General features: G+C 63.6%; 13 protein-coding genes. 8 read left to right on the top strand and 5 right to left on the bottom strand.

The window, feature by feature from the left end:
- Nucleotides 1-3 precede the first annotated feature (3 nt).
- Both ACN6NG_RS25500 and ACN6NG_RS25495 read right to left on the bottom strand, forming a co-directional pair.
- A complete protein-coding gene (locus ACN6NG_RS25500) occupies nt 4-960 on the bottom strand; it encodes a FecR domain-containing protein (protein WP_063423706.1) in 957 nt (318 codons plus the stop codon).
- Entirely contained in the window at nt 947-1,462 is a 516-nt protein-coding gene (locus ACN6NG_RS25495) for a sigma-70 family RNA polymerase sigma factor (RefSeq protein WP_019471006.1), read from the bottom strand. Before ACN6NG_RS25495 ends, ACN6NG_RS25500 begins: the two co-directional genes overlap by 14 nt.
- Nucleotides 1,463-1,634: 172 nt before the next feature.
- Here ACN6NG_RS25495 and ACN6NG_RS25490 point away from each other — a divergent pair, with 172 nt between their 5' ends.
- From ACN6NG_RS25490 to ACN6NG_RS25480, 3 genes are all read left to right on the top strand, one after another.
- Nucleotides 1,635-2,261 carry a DNA-3-methyladenine glycosylase family protein gene (locus tag ACN6NG_RS25490; RefSeq protein WP_019471005.1) on the top strand — a complete coding sequence of 209 codons (627 nt, stop codon included), beginning with the start codon at nt 1,635-1,637 and terminating at the stop codon, nt 2,259-2,261.
- Between the two features lie 149 nt (nt 2,262-2,410).
- Nucleotides 2,411-3,463 carry a bifunctional DNA-binding transcriptional regulator/O6-methylguanine-DNA methyltransferase Ada gene (ada, locus tag ACN6NG_RS25485; protein ID WP_063423707.1) on the top strand — a complete coding sequence of 351 codons (1,053 nt, stop codon included), beginning with the start codon at nt 2,411-2,413 and terminating at the stop codon, nt 3,461-3,463.
- A gap of 56 nt (nt 3,464-3,519) precedes the next feature.
- Nucleotides 3,520-5,931, top strand: coding sequence for a DUF3772 domain-containing protein (locus tag ACN6NG_RS25480; RefSeq protein ID WP_063423708.1), 2,412 nt, complete (start codon nt 3,520-3,522; stop codon nt 5,929-5,931).
- A 424-nt stretch (nt 5,932-6,355) separates the two neighbouring features.
- Here ACN6NG_RS25480 and ACN6NG_RS25475 read toward each other — a convergent pair whose 3' ends face one another.
- The 3 genes from ACN6NG_RS25475 to ACN6NG_RS25465 all read right to left on the bottom strand — a co-directional run bounded on the left by ACN6NG_RS25475 (nt 6,356) and on the right by ACN6NG_RS25465 (nt 9,782).
- Entirely contained in the window at nt 6,356-7,786 is a 1,431-nt protein-coding gene (locus ACN6NG_RS25475) for an aldehyde dehydrogenase family protein (protein ID WP_197864628.1), read from the bottom strand.
- A gap of 13 nt (nt 7,787-7,799) precedes the next feature.
- Nucleotides 7,800-9,299, bottom strand: coding sequence for a purine-cytosine permease family protein (locus ACN6NG_RS25470; protein ID WP_474316810.1), 1,500 nt, complete (start codon nt 9,297-9,299; stop codon nt 7,800-7,802).
- Between the two features lie 93 nt (nt 9,300-9,392).
- On the bottom strand, nt 9,393-9,782 hold the full coding sequence (locus ACN6NG_RS25465; RefSeq protein ID WP_474316807.1) for a YybH family protein: 390 nt from the start codon (nt 9,780-9,782) through the stop codon (nt 9,393-9,395).
- Nucleotides 9,783-10,012: 230 nt separating this feature from the next.
- Between ACN6NG_RS25465 and ACN6NG_RS25460 the strand changes: the two genes are divergently transcribed.
- The 5 genes from ACN6NG_RS25460 (at nt 10,013) to ACN6NG_RS25440 (ending at nt 15,164) form a co-directional block, all read left to right on the top strand.
- Complete coding sequence (locus tag ACN6NG_RS25460; RefSeq protein ID WP_474316804.1) at nt 10,013-11,002, top strand: Fic family protein; 990 nt, start codon at nt 10,013-10,015, stop codon at nt 11,000-11,002.
- A gap of 248 nt (nt 11,003-11,250) precedes the next feature.
- Nucleotides 11,251-11,871 (top strand): isochorismate family cysteine hydrolase YcaC, encoded by a 621-nt coding sequence (gene ycaC / locus ACN6NG_RS25455; protein ID WP_016484856.1) that lies wholly within the window; start codon nt 11,251-11,253, stop codon nt 11,869-11,871.
- A gap of 105 nt (nt 11,872-11,976) precedes the next feature.
- Nucleotides 11,977-12,795, top strand: a complete 819-nt coding sequence (ppk2, locus tag ACN6NG_RS25450; protein WP_063423712.1) for a polyphosphate kinase 2 — start codon at nt 11,977-11,979, stop codon at nt 12,793-12,795.
- 36 nt (nt 12,796-12,831) lie between these two features.
- Nucleotides 12,832-14,028, top strand: a complete 1,197-nt coding sequence (locus tag ACN6NG_RS25445; protein WP_063423713.1) for a monovalent cation:proton antiporter-2 (CPA2) family protein — start codon at nt 12,832-12,834, stop codon at nt 14,026-14,028.
- A 38-nt stretch (nt 14,029-14,066) separates the two neighbouring features.
- Nucleotides 14,067-15,164 (top strand): AI-2E family transporter, encoded by a 1,098-nt coding sequence (locus tag ACN6NG_RS25440; protein ID WP_063423714.1) that lies wholly within the window; start codon nt 14,067-14,069, stop codon nt 15,162-15,164.
- Nucleotides 15,165-15,167: the final 3 nt, after the last annotated feature.

The following is a 15,167-nucleotide window of genomic DNA, read 5'->3' as shown; positions in this document are numbered from 1 at the left end:
TTTTCAGGCTGCGCCAATGCTTACCCAGTAGCGCGTTTTGTAGTCGACACGCACCGGCAGGCTGCGGGTGAGCAACTGCAGGATCTGAGCGGTATCGGCCAACTGATAGGTGCCTGACACCTTCAAGTTCGCCACCTCAGGGGCGCAGCGCAACAGGCCCGGGCGGTAGCGGGCGAGCTCTGCGACAAACTCGCCCAGTGGCATCTGCTGCACGCTGAGCACGCCGTCGGTCCAGCCCCAAGGGTCGCTGTGCAGCGCCACCGCGTGGACACTGCCATTGGCCCCAACCTGTACCGTTTCGCCCGAATGCACCTGACGCGGTGAGGCCGACGTGGGAAACAGCGTAACTTCACCACGTCGCACTGCCAGCAGCAGGCCTTGGTTGTTTTCACGCAGCAGCAACTGGCCGTTAAGGGTGGTCAGCGGGCCGATGCGGGTGTCGATGTAGAACGGGCGGGTATCGTTGGGGTTGCTGTCCAGGCTGACCTCGCCACGTACCAGTTCCAACTGGCGTTGCTCGGCGCTGTAATGCAGGTCGATGGCGCTGGCAGTGTTTAGCAGTATGTGGCTGCCATCGCTGACTTGCCACTGGCGCCGTTCACCCGTGGCGGTGCTGCTGTCGGCCAGCAGTTGCGGCAGGCCCAGAGGTTCGCGCGTGGCCCAGCCCAGGCTGCCGCCCACGGCCAGCAGGCTCAGTAACTTGAGGTGGTCACGGCGGCTGCTGCGCTGGCGCTGGCTGCCGTCCAGGGTGCGCCGGCTCAGGTCCTTGGGCAGCCCGGCCAGTTCGTCGCCGAGTTGGCTGACCCGTTGCCAGGCCAGCGGGTTGTGCGGGTGGCTGGCCAGCCAGTGCTGGAATTGCTGCTCGGTACGTGGGCTGGGGCGGTCGAAGCGCAGCTTCACCAGCCAGTCGATGGCTTGGTCGACCTGCGCCTGCGCTGGCGCGGGCTCATGCATCGGCATAACGTAACCGGTAGCAGACGCCCAGGGCTTTGGCCAGGTCGCGCTCGACGGTGGCCCGCGACACTTCCAGCTGCTGAGCAATCTGCACGATGCTCAAGCCGTCCAGTTGAGCCAGCAGAAACGCCTGGCGCACACGCGGCTTGAGCTGGTGCAGGGCACGGTCGAGGCGGCCTAGGGCATCGAGAATGACCAGGCGGTGCTCTTCGCTGGGTACCTCGGCTTCGGGCAGGTGGGCCAGGCTTTGCTGGTAGGCGTGTTCCAGTGCGCGACGGCGGAACTGGTCGATCATCAGGCCACGGGCGATGCTGCTGAGATAGGCGCGTGGCTCTTTCAGTGGTGAAGCCTGGCGGGCCCGCAACAGCCGCACGAAGGTATCCTGGGCCAGGTCGGCGGCATGCTCGCTGCAACCTACCCGGTTGCGCAACCAGCCGCGCAGCCAGCTGTGGTGGGCCTGGTAGAGCAGAGCGACCTCGGTCGGCTTGAGCGTGTCGTTGATCTGCATCGTAGCGAAGACCCGGCCCTGTGAACTGTGCGATTGTGAATAGTTCTCAATTCTATGCGGGGAACGCGGCGCAGGGCAATGGTATGCCAGGAATTCGCCGCGCAAGAACCGGCGTTTACCCGATGAACGGCTGAGCTAAGCTGGGCCCTGCACTCAACCTGTTGGAGGCGTCATGATTCTGGCCGACCTTTCGCCCGAGGCCTACTGCGAGGCCACTGAATACCTGGCAGCACTCGACCCGGACTGGTCGCGGCACATTGCTGCAATCGGGCCTTGCCTGCACCAGGCCACGCCGGGGCGTGAGCCCTACGAGGCATTGGTGCGGGCCATCGCCTACCAGCAACTGCATGCCCGTGCTGCCGAAGCAATCCTTGGCCGGCTGCTGGCGTTGTTCCCGGAGGATGCGTTTCCGACGCCACAGCAGCTATTGACGGTCAGCCCAGAAACCCTGCGCGCCTGTGGGTTCTCGGCAAGCAAGATGGCCACTGTGCAAGGCATTGCCCAGGCACGGCTGGAAGGCCTGGTGCCGACGCGGGAAGAGGCATTGGCCATGGCCGACGAAGCACTGATCGAACGCCTGGTAGCCTTGCGCGGGGTAGGGCGATGGACGGTGGAGATGCTGCTGATCTATAGCCTGGAGCGTTCGGACATTCTGCCAGTAGATGATTTTGGCGTGCGCGAGGGTTACCGACGGCTGAAGGGGCTGGACAAGGCGCCGACACCTGCGCAGATGCGCTCGCTGGGCGGCGGCTGGCGGCCGTTTCGAACCGTGGCGGCCTGGTACCTGTGGCGGGCCTGAGGTTTTTGCATCGCCTGTACTGGCCCTTTCGCGGGTAAACCCGCTCCCACAGGTACCTCTGCCGGGTTCGAGCCTTGCGCAGTCCCTGTGGGAGCGGGTTTACCCGCGAAAGGGCCGGTACAGGCGACAACTTATCTGGATGCTAACCCATGAATCTCTACACCACCCCCGACCAACGCTGGCAAGCCGTGGAATCCCGGGACTCCACCGCCACAGGGCACTTTGTCTACGCCGTACGCACCACCGGCGTCTACTGCCACCCCGGCTGCAAATCACGCATGGCCAAGCGCACCAATGTCGAGTTCTACGACACCCCCGCTGCCGCCGAAGCGGCGGGTTACCGTGCCTGCAAGCGTTGTATCAGCAAGGCCAGCACCACCCGCCATAGCCAACTGGTCACCCGCGCCTGCCGCCTGATCGAAACCATCGACCCTGCGCCCAGCCTCGACCAGCTCAGTGCGCAACTGGCCGTAAGCCCCTTCCACCTGCACCGCCTGTTCAAGGCCGAAACCGGCGTAACCCCCAAGGCCTATGCCACCGCCTTCCGTGCCCGGCGCCTGCGTGAGCACCTGGAAGATGGCCAGCGTTCAGTCACCGACGCCATCTACGATGCCGGCTTCAACTCCAACAGCCGCTTCTACGAAAGCGCCGATCAGCGCCTGGGCATGCGCCCGCGGCAGTACCGTGCCGGCGGCGCAGGGGCCACCATCCACTTTGCCCTCGGCCAGTGTTCGCTGGGGGCGATCCTGGTGGCCCAGAGCGAGAAGGGCATTTGCGCGATTTTGCTGGGCGACGACCCTGAGGGCCTGCTGCACGACCTGCAGGACCAGTTCCCCAAGGCCCGCTTGATCGGTGGCGATAGCGCCTACGAACAGTTGGTCGCCGAAGTGGTGGGCTTTGTCGAAGCCCCGGCGTTGGGCCTGGCGCTGCCGCTGGATGTGCAAGGTACGGCGTTTCAGGAGCGGGTGTGGCAGGCGTTGCGCGAGGTGCCGGCCGGCAGCCGGGTCAGCTACACCGATATTGCCGAGCGTATCGGTGCGCCCAAAGCGGTGCGCGCAGTGGCCATGGCCTGTGCGGCCAACCACATCGCCGTGGCCATCCCCTGCCATAGGGTGGTGCGTCGGGACGGCGACGTCAGCGGCTACCGTTGGGGTGTCGAGCGCAAACAGCAACTGCTCAAGCGAGAGACGGCACTCTCCTGATTGCCTGAAGCCGCGTAGAATCCCCCGCCAAATCGAGTTGTAAAGAGGATACTTCGATGAGGCGTGTCAGCCTTGCCCGTTATTGCCCAGGCCTGATGGTCCTGCTGGCCCTGATGCTGGCCATTGCCAGCCCGGCCTGGTCGGCGCCGGCCACGCCATTGTCCAATCTGGCGGCTGCCGAAGCGCCAGCGCTGGATGAAAACGCCAGCATCGAACAGCTGAGCGACCGGCTGGACCTGATCCGCCAGGGCGTCACCAGCGAGGCCAACGACGACTTGCTGTCGCAGTTGCGCCTGGCGGCGATGCAGGTTCAGCGCCAGGCGGATGCATTGAGTGCACAGCGCACCGCCGACATAGAAAAGCTTGAGGACAAGCTCAAGGTCATCGGCCCGGTGCAGCCGGACGAGGCCGCCACCCTGACCCAGCAGCGCAAAGCGCTGGAGGCCGAGAAAAAAGCGCTGGTAGCCCAGCAGGACCAGGCCACCAAGCTGAATCAGTCGGCCCGCGACCTTTCCACGCAAATCGTCAACCTGCGCCGTAGCCAGTTCAACTCGCAAATCACCAGCCGTGCGGCCTCGCCACTGACCCCGGCGTTCTGGCAGAGCATCATCCGCCCCACCCAGGACGACGTGGCGCGTCTGCGTGACCTGCGCGGCGAGGCGGCCGACGCCATCGGCAGTGCCTTCAGCGCCGAAAACCGCTGGCTGTTCATTACCAGCCTGGTGGCGGCGATTCTGGTCTGGACCTTGGTGCGGCGCGTGCTCGAGCGTTTGCTGGCCAGTGCCATGGTCGGCTGGTTGCCCGAAGGCCGCTTGCGCCGCAGCGCCTTGGCCCTGGGCGTCAGCCTGGCAACCCTGGGTACCATTGCCGGTTCTGTATCGCTGCTGCGCTGGGGGCTGGAGAGCAGTGCCGATCTAGGTTCTGATATCGCCAGCCTCACCAACCACATTCTCACCCTGGTGGTGTTCAGCGCCTTCATTACCGGCTTGGGCCGCGCCATGCTGATGCTGCAGCGTCCGTCCTGGCGCCTGCCGTCGATCCATGACGAAGTGGCCAGTGCGCTCGGTTGGTTCCCCAAGGTACTGGCCTTGGCGCTGATGGTGATGATGACCCTGGAGCGCATCAACAGCGTCATCGGCGCCAGTCTGGCGCTGACCGTGGCGGTCAATGGCCTCACCGCGCTGGTCGTGGCATTCATCTTTGCCGGCGCGCTGCTGCGTTATCGCCGAACCTTGCGCAAGCATGACCTGGAGCGCCCCACGGGCCTCGCCGGGCTTATCCCGTTCGTGATGGTCATCTGGCTGACGCTGATCTTGCTGGCTCTGCTCGCCGGCTACCTGACGCTCGCCTACTTCCTCACCGCCAAATTGCTATGGGTCAGCCTGGTGGTCACCTGTGCGTACTTGCTGACCACCTTCTTCGGTGACCTGTGCGAAACCTTGCTGTCGCCACGTCAGCCAGGTGGTTTGGCGCTGGCCTCAACCTTGGGCCTGGCGCCTCGCCACCAGGCGCAGGCCAGCACCATCCTGGCCGGCATCGGCCGTACCATCGTGCTGTTCCTGGCACTATTGCTGACGCTGATGCCGTCGGGCACCAGCCCCAGCGAGCTGCTGATGAGCCTGGGCGACTGGGACGGCACCGGCGGCAAGCTGCTTGGCAACCTCAACATCGTGCCGCAGGACATCCTGCTGGCGCTGGCGATTTTCTTCGGCGGGCTGTTCGCCATTCGCGTGGTCAAGCGCTGGCTGAGTGATCGCCTGCTGCCGGAAACCGACATGGACGCCGGCATGCGGGCCTCGCTGGTGACCCTGGTGGGTTACCTGGGCTTCCTGTTCCTGGCCATGCTGGTCATGTCGACCCTGCGCATCAACCTCACCAGCCTCACCTGGGTAGTCAGTGCGCTGTCGGTGGGTATCGGTTTTGGCTTGCAGCAGATCGTGCAGAACTTCATATCCGGCCTGATCCTGCTCACCGAGCGCCCCGTCAAGGTGGGCGACTGGGTCAGCCTGGCGGGTGTCGAGGGTGATATCCGCCGCATCAATGTGCGCGCCACTGAAATTCAGATGTCCGACCGCTCGACGGTGATCGTGCCCAATTCGCAATTCATTTCGCAGAACGTGCGCAACGTGACCATGGGCAATGCGCTGGGCGTGGTCGGCATTACCCTGACCTTGCCCTTGGAGACCGATGCCAACCGGGTACGCGAACTGTTGTTGGCGGCGTACCACGAGCATGAGGCGATTCTGGATGCGCCCGCCACTTCGGTGTCGTTCAAGGACCTGACTACCAGTGGCATGGTGATCGGTGTCAGTGGTTACGTGGCGGGGCCGCGGCAGGTGTCAGGCACCCGTAGCGACCTGCTGTTCACCATTCTTGGTCGCCTGCGTGATGAAGGCATTCCGCTGTCTTCGCCGCAGAGCATGGTGCTGGTGCAAGAGGGTACGCGCCCCGCTGATGAATCGGCGTAAGGGCCTCTCGGGGTAAGTTGGATCGCCGCTCTCACAGGACTGTATATAACTCTTCGAGTTAGCAGGGCCCCTGTGGGAGATTGGGTGAGGGCCACCATGTGTTCGCCATGAGTAGTTCAGCGCCTGTTGGATCGAGCGCCGCCCGCGCGGCGCATCGCGACGCAAGGCCGCTCCCACATCTGTTTCGGGCCAGTTACTCCTGCTCCTTTGGCGCGCGCACCCTTGGTGCATGGCTGGCGATAGCAGAAGAGCAAATGATCACCTATCGCTATCGAATGGAACAAACAAGGGGGGGCGCGCGCCAATGCCACAGGAGTGATTGGCCCGAAACAGATGTGGGAGCGGCCTTGCGTCGCGATGCGCCGCGCGGGCGGCGCTCGATTTCACAGGCGCTGAAAATGTTGTGACAGGCACCTGGCGACCATCACCCCAAACACCGCGTCACATGCTTGACCGATTGGTAGGCCGACAACCCCCAAGGCCCCAGCTCACGGCCGATGCCGCTACCCTTGGTACCGCCCCACGAGGTTTCGACGAACACCGCCTGCACCGAGTTGATCCACACATGGCCAACCTCCAGCGCATCGGCCACACGCTCGGCGCGTTGCAAATCGGCAGAGCACACGGTCGCCACCAGCCCGAAGCGGCTGTCATTGGCCTCGGCAATCGCCTGCTCTTCACTGGCAAACCGGCGTGCGCACAGCACCGGGCCAAAGATTTCCTCGGTCCACAGGCGGCTGTGTTTCGGCACATCGGTATACAGCGTAGGGCTGACGAACCAGCCGTCGCGGTCCAACGCCTTGCCACCGGCCAGGCACTGCAAGCCTTCTTCCCGCGCCGTGGCAAAGTAGCTGGCCACCTTCAGCCACTGGGCCTGGCTGGTCAGCGGGCCCATGTCGACCTCTTCGGTCAGCGGGTTGCCAACCCGCAGGTTTTCCAGTGCCGCCTGCAAGCGTGGCAGCAGCGCATCGGCAATACCGTCCTGCACCAGCAGCCGCGAGGTGGCCGAACACATCTGCCCCGCGTTCCAGCTGATACCGGCGACAATCCACTCGACCGCCTGGTCGACATCGCAATCGTCAAACACCACGATGGCCGACTTGCCGCCCAGCTCCAGCGTCACCGGCCGGCACTGTGCCGACGCGCTGCGCATTACCTGGCTGCCGACGCTGTTGCTGCCGGTGAACGACAGTTTGTCCAGGCCGTTGTGGTTGCTCAGTGCGGCGCCGGTCTCGGCCTTGCCGTTGACGATGTTCAGCACCCCGGCCGGCAGGCCCAGGGCGTCGGCGATCTGGCCGTAGGCCTGTTCGATCAGCGGGGTGACTTCCGATGGCTTGAGCACCACGGTGCAGCCGGCAGCCAGCGCCGGGGCTAGCTTCCAGGCGCTGGTCACCAGCGGGAAGTTCCACGGCACGATCAGGCCGACCACACCCACCGGCTCAAGGCGAGTGCGCGCGGTGAAGCCTGGGGCGGCCAGTGGCACGTCGCGATTCTTGGCAGGCAGTTGCTCGGCCAGCTCGGCGTAGTAGCCGAAGGTGGCGATGGCGTCGTCCAGGTCGATCTCGGCTTCGTGGCGCGGCTTGCCGTTGTTGCGCATCTGCAAGGTGATCAACGCTTCGCGGCGTTGCCCGAGCTGTTCGGCAAAGCCGCGCAGGTAGGCCGCGCGTTCGCTGGCGCTGGTGGTTTTCCAGGCGGGCAGGGCGCTGCGGGCAGCGGTTACGGCCTGGTCGACCTGGGCCACGCTGGCAGCCATGAACTCGGCGAACGGTTGCCCCAGCGCAGGGTCGTTGACGCTGATGCAGTCGCTGCCTTGGCCTTCGACCCAGCGGCCGGCGATGTAGTGGGAATTGGTCATGGTCGGTTTCCAGTCAGGCCATTTCGGCAGTGGTCACAGGCGTGTGCGCGGTGCTTTTGCAACGCACCCAACGCGGGCCCCGGGGGCCATACACGCCAGCAGGTTCAGGGAACAGGTTGAGCAGTACCAGGTACAACACGCCGGCCAGCCCCAGGGTGACCGGCAGGCTCAGGTCGATGCCGCCAGCCAGGTCGCCCAGCGGGCCGACGAACTGCCCCGGCAGGTTGACGAAACACAGGCCGACCGCCGCGCTGGGGAGCCACGCCCCCATGCCGCGCCAGTTCCAGCCATGCAGGAACCAGTAATGGCCGCCACGCTGGCCGCGGGTGAATACCTGCAGGTCATCGGCGTGGTAGAAGCCGCGGCGAGTGATCAGGCCGAGGATCATGATCACCATCCACGGGCTGGTGCAGGTGATGATGAGTACCGCAAAGGTCGACACGCTCTGCACCAGGTTGAAGGTGAAACGGCCGATGAAGATGAAGCCGATCGCCAGCACGCCGATCAGCAGCGTGGCGCCGGCGCGGCTGAGCAGGCGCGGGAACACGCTGGACATGTCCAAGCCGGTGCCATACAGCGCAGTGGTGCCGGTGGACATGCCGCCGATCACCGCAATCAGGCACACCGGCAGGAAGAACCAGCTTGGCGCCACCGCCAGCAGGCCACCCACATAGTTGTTGGCGGCAATGTAGTCCGGTGCCTGGGTCGCGACCAAGGTGGCGGTGCACAGGCCGAACAGGAACGGAATCAGCGTTGCGCCCTGGGCGGCAATCACCGCCAGGATGATGCGCGTCTTGGGTGTTGCACGCGGGATATAGCGCGACCAGTCGCCCAGGAAGGCGCCGAACGACACCGGGTTGCTCATGGCCAGGATCGCCGCGCCGACGAACGCCGCCCAGAAGCCCGCCTGGCCGTGGTTGACGCTACCTGCGTAGCTGGCGTCGAACGGCCCGGCAAAGGCAACGATGCCCAGCAGGAACAGCAGGCTTGAAGCCCACACGGCAATCTTGTTGACCCACAGCATGAAGCGGAAGCCGAAGATGCACACCACCAGCACCAGCACCGCGAACAGGCCGTAGGCCAGGCCCAGGGTGAGGTCGGTTTCCGGCAGGCCGGCCAGGCGCTTGGCGCCGCCGACCAGGGCATCGCCCGAGCTCCACACCGACAGCGAGAAGAACGCCACCGCCGTTAGCAGCGACAGGAACGAGCCGACGATACGCCCGTGCACACCAAAGTGCGCGCCCGACGACACGGCGTTGTTGGTGCCGTTAAGCGCGCCGAACAACCCCATCGGCGCAAGAATCAGCGCGCCCACGCCAACGCCGAGCAGAATGGCCCACACGCCCGCCTGAAAGGACAGGCCAAAAAGCACGGAGAAGCTGCCCAGCACGGCGGTGGCGAAGGTATTGGCGCCGCCGAAAATCAGGCGGAACAGGTCCAGCGGGGAGGCGTCGCGTTGATCGTCGGGGATCTGTTCGACGCCGTTGGTCTCGATACCGGTCGAGTGGCTCATGGTGATGCTCCAGCGCGGTTGTTGTGGGCCTGCGCGTGCGCGGGCCTTCTTGTGGGTGCGATGGCAGGGCGGCAGGGCCGCGTAAAAAGGTGATCAGGCCGGCGAGACGACCGACAGGTGCTCGTGGCAGGCCAGCCACTGGTCACCCTTGCGGCGGAAGACGATGGTCTCGCGCTCGCTCAACTGGTGTTCTTCGCCGGCGATGCGGATATGCGTGGCCACATCGTGCATGAAGATCGCCACATCACCTTGCAGGCTCACCTGGGCATTGCCCGACTCGCAGGCAAGCACGGCAAAACCATCGGCCTGCCACTGCGCCCAGAGGTCTTCGTAGGCACGGCGCGACAGCAGCGGTTGCGGCAAGGTGTGGAAAAGGAACGTGGCGTCTTCGCTGAAACAGGCGAAATAGCGGGCGGTGTCGTTGCTGGCAAACGCCGCAACGAGGTCGGCGGCGGCTTGGCGCACCTGAAGGGTCTGGTCCACGGGAGTGGCCTCACGGTTTTTGTGATTATGGTGAAGCGATTCTGGTGGTGGTTGAAGAGGGGACAAATCGCTGGAGGCAAATAATCAGTTCAGGAATTTGTGAAGTGATGGCAATGCTTCCTTTACCCTCGCGTAACGTGTCGATTAAGGTGTCTGCAGCTGTGGCATCCCGCATTTGGACGATCCCTTCCATGGCCGGCGTCGTTCACCACCCCTTCAGGTTGCAGGCAATGAGCAATTACCAACCACCGCTGACGGTGACCCCCCGGATTCTGGCTCTGGTTGCCGAAGTCAGTGAGCAAGTGGGGTTATTGACTGCCTATCGCAATGCAGCGCTTACGCCGCAACTTCGGCGAGGGAACCGGATTCGTACCATTCAGGCATCGCTTGCCATTGAAAACAACACCCTGAGCGTCGAGCAGGTAACCGCGCTGCTGGATGGCAAGCGTGTTCTAGGTCTGCCGCGTGAAATTCAGGAGGTCCGCAATGCATTTGCTACCTACGATGCGATGCCTGACTGGCGTGCCGAGTCCCCGAGCGACCTGCTTGCCGCGCATGGGATGCTGATGCATGGCCTGATAGACGACGCTGGGCGTTACCGGCGCGGTGGTGTGGGCATTTGTTGGGGTTCTCGCCTGCTACATATGGCACCACCGGCCAGCCGGGTGGCGACACTGGTGCACGATTTATTGGATTGGCTCTCGAACAACGATTGGCATCCGCTGATTACCAGCTGTGTATTCCACTACGAATTCGAATTCATCCACCCGTTTGCTGACGGCAACGGGCGCATGGGACGGCTATGGCAAACCCTGCTGCTTAGCCGGTGGCGACCAGCGATGGCCTACCTGCCGGTCGAAACCGTTATCCGTGAGCAGCAGGACGCTTACTACGCAGCGCTGGCTGCGGCTGACCAGGCTGCTGAAGCTACCCCGTTTGTCGAGTACATGCTTGAAGCGTTGCTAAGTGCGCTTGTAGAAGCCAAAGAGAGCGACCAAGTAACCGTCCAAGTAACCGACCAAGTAGCGAATCTTCTCAAGGTGCTGCCCGCTGGTGTTGCTTTGAAGACAAGTGATCTCATGCATCAGCTGGGTCTCTCGCACCGTGCCACATTCCGTAAGAGTTATTTGCACCCGGCCTTGGCTGCTGGCTTGATCGAAATGACAGATCCCGATTCACCTCGCAGTCCCAAGCAGCAGTATCGTCGGGTTGCCAAGTAGGCTACGTCCCGCTCCCATTGAGATCTGCCTCAGTTATCCAACTGTCATCTCACAGCAGCGAATGTTCAGCCACATTTCTGCCATCTCCCCGTGCCTGATGCCCAAGGAAGACAAAGTACCTTGTGGGAGCTGGCTTGCCGGCGATGAGGCCGGTACAGGCAGCAACAAGCGAACCGACTGACGGTCTGTCCCACCCTTGATCCTTGCCTACGCTGATACTCCCAACCCGCTGAAGCAAGGAGTTCACCGTGACCTTCCAATACAAGCGTCTGGACAAGAACAACGCCGCCGTCCTGCTGGTCGACCACCAGGCCGGTCTGCTCTCGCTGGTAAGGGACATCGACCCCGACCGTTTCAAGAACAACGTACTGGCGCTGGCCGACCTGGCCAAGTACTTCAAGCTGCCGACCATTCTCACCACCAGCTTCGAGACCGGCCCCAACGGCCCGCTGGTGCCGGAGCTGAAAGAGCAGTTCCCCGACGCCCCCTACATCGCACGCCCCGGCAACATCAACGCCTGGGACAACGAAGATTTCGTAAAAGCGGTAAAAGCCACTGGCAAGAAGCAGCTGCTTATTGCTGGTGTGGTCACCGAGGTGTGCGTGGCCTTCCCGGCCTTGTCGGCGCTGGAGGAGGGCTTTGAGGTGTTCGTCGTCACCGACGCCTCTGGGACCTTTAATGAACTGACCCGTGACTCGGCGTGGCGGCGCATGGAGGCGGCCGGGGCGCAGCTGATGACCTGGTTCGGCGTGGCCTGCGAGCTGCACCGGGACTGGCGTAACGACGTCGAGGGGTTGGGTACCCTGTTCTCCAACCATATCCCGGACTATCGCAACCTGATGACCAGTTACAACAAGCTGGCCAAATAGCGCCTCGTGGGGGCTGCGAGGCAGCCCTTCACCAATCTGCAAGCGAAGCGGCAAACCGTCATGGATCGACCATACTGACTCTTCATTCGCCTTCAGGAGAGTGTCATGTCGAAGCCGTCCAGGAAGAAACCCACCCAGGAACAGCCAGAAAAACTGGGCGGCAAGGCGTACGAGAAAGCGCTCAAGCACCTGCATGTGGAGCTGGTGAAGTTGCAGGAGTGGGTGGTGGCCAAGGGGCTGAAGGTATGCATCGTCTTCGAAGGCCGCGATGGCGCCGGCAAGGGCGGCACCATCAAGGCCATTACCGAGCGCGTCAGCCCGCGGGTGTTTCGCGTGGTGGCGCTGCCGGCACCGACCGAGCGGGAAAAAACCCAGATGTACCTGCAGCGCTACCTGGGGCATTTGCCCGCAGCGGGCGAGGTGGTGATCTTCGACCGCAGCTGGTACAACCGAGCGGGCGTCGAGCGGGTAATGGGCTTTTGCTCCGACGAACTCGTCGACAAGTTCCTCACCGGTGTGCCCGTGTTCGAAAAGGTCATGGTCGAGTCGGGGATCATCCTCATCAAGTACTGGCTCGAGGTCAGCGCCGAGGAGCAGACCGTCCGCCTGCAGGATCGCATCAACGATGGCCGCAAGCTGTGGAAGCTTTCGCCCATGGACCTCAAGTCGTATACCCGCTGGGATGACTACACCCAGGCGCGTGACGACATGTTCGCCGCGTCGGATACCGCCTGGGCGCCGTGGTTCATGGCCCATTCCAACGATAAACGCCGCGCCCGCCTGAACATCATCAGCCATCTGCTCAGCCGGATTCCGTACAAGGACATCACCCGTGACCAGGTGGTGAAGCTGCCCAAGCGCGGCAAGATCGGCAAGTACAAGGCTGTGGCCTACCCGTTCAAGGTCGTCGAAGAACGCTTCTGAACCCCTCCCTGCGGGGAGCTGCGAGGGTAAGAGCTCATGCCACATGACGGCAGCCTGTTGCAGGCCACAGTGGTGTTCCTGTTGGCCGTGGTGCTTCTGGTGCCACTGGCGCAGCGTTTGCGGATGGGCGCTGTGCCTGGGTATCTGCTGGCCGGCATGCTCATCGGCCCCTCGGTGCTCGGCCTGCTGAACAACCCCGATAACGTGGCGCGTCTGTCAGAGATGGGCGTGGTGATGCTGCTGTTCGTCATTGGCCTGGAGCTATCGCCCCGGCGCTTGTGGACCATGCGCCGGGCGCTGTTCGGTGTGGGTACGCTGCAAGTGGGGCTGAGCGCCGTGGTGCTTGGGCTCCTGGCCTATTGGCTGTTCGACCAGTCGCGGCCGGCCGCCATCGTGCTGGGCGTGGGCCTGGCGCTGTCTTCCACCGCGTTTGGCCTGCAGGTACTGGCCGAGCGCAAGGACCTGGGCAAACCCCACGGCCGCTTGGCTGTGGCCATCCTGTTGTTCCAGGACATCGCAGCCATTCCTTTGATTGCCGTGGTGCCGCTGCTCGGTGGCAATGTCAGCACCGCCGACGAAGGGGCCTGGCCGTTGCTGGCTGTGGCTGTGGGCATTGGTGTGCTGATTATCTTTGGTCGCTATCTGTTGACCCCGGTTTTCAAGTGGACGGTGGGTTCGGGCCTGCCCGAGCTGTCGACCGCCACGGCTTTGCTGGTGGTGCTGGGCACTGCCTGGTTGATGGAGCACGTGGGCGTATCGATGGCGCTAGGGGCATTTCTGGCCGGCGTGCTGATGGCCGAGTCGCCGTTTCGCCACGAACTGGAAACCCAGATCGAACCGATCAAGGGCTTGCTGCTGGGGCTGTTCTTCGTGGGCGTGGGGATGAGCGCCGACCTGCACCTGCTGTTGGGCATGCCGCTGGCGGTGTTGGGGGTGACGCTGCTGCTGGTGGGTATCAAGCTGCCGTTGCTGTATGGCCTGGGGCGCATGGCCGGAGGCCTCAACCCGTCCCAGGCGCTGTGCCTGGGCGTGGTGCTGGCCTCTGGGGGCGAGTTTGCCTTCGTGGTGTTCAAGCTGGCGCGGGACCATCAGGTGTTGTCACCACAGGTGCATGACTTGCTGGTACTGGCCATCACCCTGTCGATGGCCGTGGTGCCGTTGGTGATGATGGCCCTGGCGCGGCGGCTGCGCGACGTCCCCCCCGCGCAGGCAACCCCGGAAACGGACCCCTGAATCGAGACACACGCGAACTGAATGTTCGGAGGTGCAGCATGCAACCGGGTATCAAGCTGGACAGTGCGCTGTCGCGGGGCTTGCTCGATGTGTTGATCAAGGCTGGCCTGGTGGCTGCCTTGGTGATATTCGCGTTCGAGGTGTTCCAGCCGTTCCTTGAGCTGATGCTGTGGGCGGTGATCCTGGCTGTTACCTTGTACCCGTTGCATTGCCGCCTTCAGCGCCGTACCGGGCTCAAGCATGGCTATGCGGCGACGCTGGTGGTGTTACTGGTATTGGTGGTGCTGCTGGTGCCGATCTACCTGGTGGTAATGTCAATCGGCGAGTCGGTGGACAGCCTGGTGACGTTGCTCAAGAGCGGGGCCTGGAGCGTGCCGACGCCACCTGAGTCTGTGGCCGCCTGGCCACTGATCGGGCCGAAGGTGCACGCGCTATGGTTAGCGGCCTCCGAAAACATGGCCAGCGTACTGAATCAGTGGATGCCGCAAATCAAGGGTGCCGGGCTTACGGTGTTAGGCGCTGCGGCCAGCGCCGGTGCGGCCTTTTTTCTGTTCATCGGTGCCATCATCATTTCCGGAGTCATCATGGCCTTCGGTGACCGCGGCGAAGTCGCCGCGCAGCGTATCGCCATGCGGGTATCGGGCGAAGAGCGCGGCAAACCCTTGGCCAAGTTGTGTACCGCCACCATTCGCGCCGTGGCGCAGGGCGTGATCGGTATCGCCTTCATCCAGATGCTGCTGATCGGCGTTGGCTTTGTGGTCAAAGGGGTGCCCGGGGCCGGCATGCTGGCCATCGTCATCCTCATGCTGGGGATTGCCCAGGCCCCCGCCACCCTGGTCACGCTGCCGGTGATCATCTACGTGTTCAACGTCGAAGGCTTCACTGTGGCGACTGTCATCTTCGCCATCTACACCTTTGTCGCCGGGCTGGCCGACAACGTGCTCAAACCACTCCTGCTGGGGCGCGGGGTGGACGTACCGATGCCGGTGGTGCTGATCGGGGCACTGGGCGGCATGGTGGTCAAAGGCATCATCGGCTTGTTCATCGGCCCGGTGATCCTTGGCGTGACCTACGTGTTGTTCTGGCAATGGGTTGCGCTGCAGGTGCCGGAGCAACCGGCACCACCTGCTGCCTGAGCC

The organism is Pseudomonas sp. TSO6, assembly GCF_056098905.1.
Note: the sequence above shows the minus strand (reverse complement) of the source record. Positions and strands in the feature narration are given on the sequence as shown.

Excerpts from the sequence above, each read along its gene's own strand:
- ACN6NG_RS25490 (WP_019471005.1), top strand. The coding sequence starts at position 1,635 with ATGATTCTGGCCGACCTTTCGCCCGAGGCCTACTGCGAGGCCACTGAA.
- ACN6NG_RS25470 (WP_474316810.1), bottom strand. The coding sequence starts at position 9,299 with ATGAGCCACTCGACCGGTATCGAGACCAACGGCGTCGAACAGATCCCC.
- ACN6NG_RS25460 (WP_474316804.1), top strand. The coding sequence starts at position 10,013 with ATGAGCAATTACCAACCACCGCTGACGGTGACCCCCCGGATTCTGGCT.
- ACN6NG_RS25495 (WP_019471006.1), bottom strand. The coding sequence starts at position 1,462 with ATGCAGATCAACGACACGCTCAAGCCGACCGAGGTCGCTCTGCTCTAC.
- ACN6NG_RS25480 (WP_063423708.1), top strand. The coding sequence starts at position 3,520 with ATGAGGCGTGTCAGCCTTGCCCGTTATTGCCCAGGCCTGATGGTCCTG.
- ACN6NG_RS25440 (WP_063423714.1), top strand. The coding sequence starts at position 14,067 with ATGCAACCGGGTATCAAGCTGGACAGTGCGCTGTCGCGGGGCTTGCTC.
- ACN6NG_RS25475 (WP_197864628.1), bottom strand. The coding sequence starts at position 7,786 with ATGACCAATTCCCACTACATCGCCGGCCGCTGGGTCGAAGGCCAAGGC.
- ACN6NG_RS25500 (WP_063423706.1), bottom strand. The coding sequence starts at position 960 with ATGCCGATGCATGAGCCCGCGCCAGCGCAGGCGCAGGTCGACCAAGCC.
- ada (WP_063423707.1), top strand. The coding sequence starts at position 2,411 with ATGAATCTCTACACCACCCCCGACCAACGCTGGCAAGCCGTGGAATCC.
- ppk2 (WP_063423712.1), top strand. The coding sequence starts at position 11,977 with ATGTCGAAGCCGTCCAGGAAGAAACCCACCCAGGAACAGCCAGAAAAA.
- ACN6NG_RS25445 (WP_063423713.1), top strand. The coding sequence starts at position 12,832 with ATGCCACATGACGGCAGCCTGTTGCAGGCCACAGTGGTGTTCCTGTTG.